This window comes from Bacteroides sp. ET71 (assembly GCF_023336905.1).
Taxonomy (GTDB): domain Bacteria; phylum Bacteroidota; class Bacteroidia; order Bacteroidales; family Bacteroidaceae; genus Bacteroides.
This window is the reverse complement of sequence record NZ_JAMBLS010000057.1, coordinates 1-5622: the sequence shown is the minus strand read 5'-3', so window position 1 is coordinate 5622 and position 5622 is coordinate 1. Positions and strand designations below refer to the sequence as shown.

The window sequence follows — 5622 nt, the reverse complement described above, 5'->3', positions numbered from 1 at the left end:
TACGATACCGTTCCTTCAGTAATTTCATTGCCAATTCATTATCAGCTATCGCAGTCTATTGTTTCTTTGAAAAGAAACCCGCCATTGAAGTGAACTTTAATCAATGACGGGCAACTTACTATCTTTTGATCTTATGTCGAACTCACGTTAAATAAGGCTTTAAAGGTAGAAGGATAAGGTGTCTCAAATCGCATAACTTCCCCCGTTACTGGATGATAGAAACAGAGCTTGAACGCGTGCAGGGCTAAACGTCTTAATGGGTTGGAATCGTTTTCATATCCGTATCGTCCATCACCTACAATTGGATGGCCTAAGTCTTGCATATGTACGCGAATCTGGTTCTTACGACCTGTTTCCAAGTTTAGCTCTAATAATGAATATCCATTTTTACGTTTAATAACCCGATAGTGAGTGATAGATTCTTTCCCACCATCATCGACGGAACTTGAGGAAACGTAAAGTGTCCGGTCTGTGAGCCAAGAGCGGACAACCCCCTGCTCACGTTCCATCTCTCCATTCACTACAGCCACATATCGGCGATCAAAAACGATTTGATGCCAATTGTCTCGTAAGGTATGTTGGGTTTTCTCATCTTTTGCAAACATCATTAATCCTGACGTATCACGGTCTAAACGGTGGACTATATAAATATGGTTCTGTCTGCTCGAACGGCGGACATATTCATTCAGGATTGTGTAGGCTGTACGTTCTTTTTGTCGTTCTGTATTTACGGAAAGTAGGCCTTCGCTTTTATCAATAACAATAAGATAAGCATCCTCATATACAATTTTCAGCAGGCGGGAATGAAAGTCGTGTATATTTTTATTTCGGCTTATCCGGACTTTCATTCCTGGTTTAAGAAGAAAATTATATTGGGTAGTGATGACATTATCTACATGTACTATACGCTTTGAGAGCAATGATTTAATCTTAGTCCGACTGGCTTGCGGCATCATGCTAGAAAGAAAGGCCATCAGCTCTATTGGTTCTTGCACTGTATAGTCTGTGTATTGAGCTTGAGCTTTAGCGTATGTTCTTTGTTTCATATTTTACTAGCAATTTTTACTTTATATCATTTCTCTTTTTTCTAATAATACGACATTCTCTACATGATATGTATGAGGAAACATATCTACCGGTTGAACTGCTTTTACTTCGTATTTGGAATCTAGTAATTGTAGGTCACGCGCTTGGGTTGCCGGGTTGCAACTGACATAAACAATTCGCTTGGGAGCAGCTTGAAGAATAACCTTTACCACGTCAGAGTGCATACCGGCGCGAGGGGGGTCTGTGATGATGACATCTGGTCTTCCGTGTTGGTGTACAAAGTCTTCAGTCAAAATGTCTTTCATGTCACCAGCAATGAATGAAGTGTTGTCAATGCCGTTAAATTCTGAATTTATCCGGGCGTCTTCAATGGCTTCAGGGACATATTCAATGCCTATAACTTGGCGAGCTTGCTGTGAAACAAAATTGGCAATAGTGCCAGTGCCAGTATAGAGGTCATACACTAATTCTGTTCCTGTAAGATTTGCAAATTGGCGCACTATCTGATAAAGACGGTAGGCTTGTTGTGAATTAGTTTGGTAGAATGATTTAGGGCCGATTTTGAAACGTAGTCCTTCCATTTCTTCAAGGATATGGTCTTGTCCTTTGAAAGTATGGACATCCAAATCTCCAATGGAATCATTCACTTTGTTATTTATAATATAAAGTAGTGACGTTATTTCAGGAAATGTGTCTGCAACATATTGTAAAAGGCATTTAAATGATTCCATTTCTCCATCCGTTTTTATCTGTGCAATTACGATTACCATCAGTTGACCAATGGATGAAGTCCGGATGATCAGGTTGCGTAACATTCCTTCATGTGTACGTAGGTTGATAAATGTGTATTGATGTTCGTATGCATAGTCGCGTATGGCATTGCGGATGTGATTTGAAACATCATCTTGAAGCCAGCATTTTTCAATGGCCAGAACTTTATCAAAAGCCCCTGGAATATGAAATCCAACGGCATTCATTTGTTCATAAGTTACATCCTGGGCAACTTCATCACGTGTGAGCCACCTTTTGTTGGAGAATGTATATTCTAATTTATTACGATATCCTTGTATTTGTTCTGAGCCAAGGATAGGAGAAATCTCAGGTAATTTTACTTTCCCTATTCGCGTCAAATTGTCAATTACTTGTTGCTGTTTGTATTTCAGTTGCTCTGCATAGGGAAGTATTTGCCATTGGCATCCTCCGCATATACCATAATGCTGGCAAAAAGGCGTTGCCCGCAAATCCGAATATTTGCGGATATTTACAGCTTCTGCTTCGGCGTAGTTATGTTTTTTACGTCTGATTTGTAAATCTACCACATCGCCGGGTACAACGTAAGGAACGAATATGACTAAATTGTCTACTTTAGCAATGGCTTTTCCTTCGGCTGCCACATCGGTAATTGTAATGCCTTCCAGCAATGGTAATTCTTTTCTTTTTCTTGCCACTTCTATTTTCGTTATTAGGGTTTGAGTGTGCAAAAATAAATATTTCTTCTGAGAAAACCTATTATTATTGTTTCGTAAGATTATGTTGGCTCGCCGATAAACACTTGCTCCTTGTTCGGAAAAGCCTTGCCTTTTGTTCTGAAAGAGCATCCTTCTTGTTCGACAAGAAATAAGCTTTCCCGTTGTGAAAGAAAGTCTAATGGATACAGCAACCAATATTGTAAAGTCGAAATTGCAATTTCTTATCATTTTTTCATCGAAAAAGTTTCATAATCTATGAAATATCCTTAGCTTTGCGAACAGAAAACATTATTATAAACTTAAACTTATATCATGGACAGAAAAAGAGTTTATACTTTTGGAAATGGCCAAGCTGAAGGAAGAGCTGATATGCGTAACCTTTTGGGTGGCAAGGGTGCCAATCTGGCAGAAATGAATTTAATAGGAGTTCCTGTACCTCCTGGTTTTACGATTACAACCGAAGTCTGTGCCGAATATTATGAAATGGGGCAGGAAAAGGTTGTAGAACTTTTGAAAAACGATGTTGAGAAATCTATTGCTCAAGTTGAACAACTGATGAACTCCAAGTTTGGAGATGTTGAAAATCCATTGCTTGTATCCGTCCGTTCGGGTGCACGTGCTTCCATGCCAGGCATGATGGACACAATCTTGAATTTAGGACTGAATGACGAAGTTGTCGCCGGACTGGCCCGTAAGACAGGAAATGAACGTTTTGCATGGGATTCATATCGACGTTTCGTCCAGATGTACGGTGATGTAGTACTCGGAATGAAACCTACCAATAAAGATGATATAGATCCATTTGAAGCAATCATTGAAGATGTCAAGAAAGCCAAAGGAGTACGCTTGGACAATGAATTAGAAGTTGAAGACCTGAAAACTCTGGTGAAAAGATTCAAGGAGGCTGTGAAAGAATCTACAGGTGGCGATTTCCCTGCTAACGCATATGACCAATTATGGGGGGCTATCTGCGCCGTCTTTAATTCGTGGATGAACGACCGTGCCATCTTGTATCGCAAAATGGAGGGAATACCCGATGAATGGGGAACGGCTGTTAACGTACAGGCTATGGTCTTTGGAAATATGGGCAATACTTCTGCGACAGGTGTTTGTTTCAGCCGTGATGCAGCTACAGGCGAAGATCTTTTTAATGGCGAATATCTTATCAATGCCCAAGGTGAAGATGTGGTTGCTGGTATTCGCACACCACAGCAAATTACCAAAATAGGTTCTCAACGTTGGGCCGAACTGGCAGGCGTAAGTGAAGAAGAACGTGCCGCAAAATATCCTTCCATGGAAGAAGCCATGCCGGAAATTTATAAAGAATTGGATGAACTGCAGACGAAACTCGAAAATCATTATCGTGATATGCAAGACATGGAGTTTACCGTACAAGAAGGTAAATTGTGGTTCCTTCAGACACGTAATGGTAAACGTACAGGTGCGGCAATGGTGAAAATAGCAATGGATATGCTTCGTCAAGGCCTTATTGATGAAAAGACAGCTTTGATGCGTTGCGAACCCAATAAACTGGATGAGTTGCTCCATCCTATATTTAACAAAGAAGCTTTAAAGAAGGCTAAAGTCTTGACTCGTGGACTTCCTGCTTCACCGGGAGCAGCTTGTGGACAAATCGTATTTTTTGCCGATGATGCCGCATCTTGGCGTGCCGCAGGCAAACGTGTGGTAATGGTTCGTATCGAGACTTCTCCTGAGGATCTTGCAGGAATGACTGTCGCCGAAGGCATATTAACAGCCCGTGGAGGTATGACTTCGCATGCTGCCGTAGTAGCTCGTGGAATGGGTAAATGTTGCGTATCTGGTGCTGGTGCACTGAATATAGACTATAAAAAACGTACAGTAGAAGTAGATGGAGTCACATTGAAGGAAGGCGATTTCATTTCACTTAACGGCAGTACCGGAGAAGTATATGAAGGCAAGGTTGAAACAAAAGCTGCTGAACTTTCTGGTGACTTTGCTGAATTGATGAAACTTGCTGATAAGTATGCAAAATTGCAAGTACGCACCAATGCAGACACTCCGCACGATGCAGCCGTAGCACGTAGTTTTGGAGCAGTAGGCATTGGTTTGTGCCGTACGGAGCATATGTTCTTTGAAGGTGAAAAGATCAAAGCAATGCGTGAAATGATTTTGGCCGAGGACGCTGAAGGACGTAGTAAAGCTCTCCAGAAGATTCTGCCATATCAACAAGCTGATTTCAAGGGAATATTCAAGGCTATGGCCGGTTATCCAGTCACCGTGCGATTGCTTGACCCGCCCTTACATGAATTCGTTCCACACGATTTGAAAGGTCAACAAGAGATGGCTGAAGCAATGGGGGTAGATTTGAAATACATCCAACAGCGTGTAGAAGCCTTGTGCGAACATAATCCGATGTTAGGACATCGTGGATGCCGTTTAGGCAATACTTATCCTGAAATCACTCAAATGCAGACGCGAGCCATCCTGGGTGCAGCATTAGAATTAAAGAAGGAAGGTATAGAAACTCATCCTGAAATTATGGTGCCATTGACAGGTATCCTCTATGAGTTTAAGCAACAGGAAGAAGTTATACGTGCCGAAGCCGCAAAACTGTTTGAAGAAGTGGGAGACAGTATTGATTTTAAAGTAGGTACAATGATTGAAGTACCACGTGCTGCATTGACAGCTAATCGCATTGCCTCTTCTGCAGAGTTCTTCTCATTTGGCACTAATGACTTGACACAGATGACTTTCGGCTATTCTCGTGACGATATAGCTTCATTCCTCCCAATCTATTTGGAAAAGAAGATTTTGAAAGTAGATCCATTCCAAGTTCTTGACCAAAATGGGGTAGGGCAACTGATTCGTATGGCAACAGAAAAAGGCCGTGCCGTTCGTCCTGATCTGAAATGTGGCATTTGTGGTGAACATGGTGGTGAACCTTCTTCTGTAAAGTTCTGCCACAAAGTAGGTCTAAATTATGTTAGTTGTTCACCTTATCGTGTACCCATTGCGCGTTTAGCTGCGGCGCAGGCGGCGATTGAGGGCTAATAGATTTTAGTTAATAATCAGATAATTAGGCGGTAATCCATCGTTTTGAGTGGATTACCGCCTATTTCTTTTA

At 41.4% G+C, this 5622-nt stretch carries 3 protein-coding genes and 1 pseudogene; 2 read left to right on the top strand and 2 right to left on the bottom strand.

The features are described from left to right. Window positions 1-129 (top strand): annotated as a pseudogene (locus tag M3090_RS14655) (IS982 family transposase); the annotation flags it as partial. Window positions 130-131: 2 nt separating this feature from the next. Here M3090_RS14655 and M3090_RS14650 read toward each other — a convergent pair. After that, entirely contained in the window at window positions 132-1046 is a 915-nt protein-coding gene (locus M3090_RS14650; RefSeq protein ID WP_249057572.1) for an RluA family pseudouridine synthase, read from the bottom strand. 21 nt (window positions 1047-1067) lie between these two features. After that, window positions 1068-2495: a 23S rRNA (uracil(1939)-C(5))-methyltransferase RlmD gene (rlmD, locus tag M3090_RS14645; RefSeq protein WP_249057571.1), complete on the bottom strand. Its 1428-nt coding sequence runs from the start codon at window positions 2493-2495 to the stop codon at window positions 1068-1070. 333 nt (window positions 2496-2828) lie between these two features. Here rlmD and ppdK point away from each other — a divergent pair, with 333 nt between their 5' ends. Then, the gene (gene ppdK / locus M3090_RS14640; protein ID WP_249057569.1) at window positions 2829-5549 is read left to right on the top strand and encodes a pyruvate, phosphate dikinase; all 2721 of its coding nucleotides are present in this window, start codon (window positions 2829-2831) and stop codon (window positions 5547-5549) included. Window positions 5550-5622 lie beyond the last annotated feature (73 nt).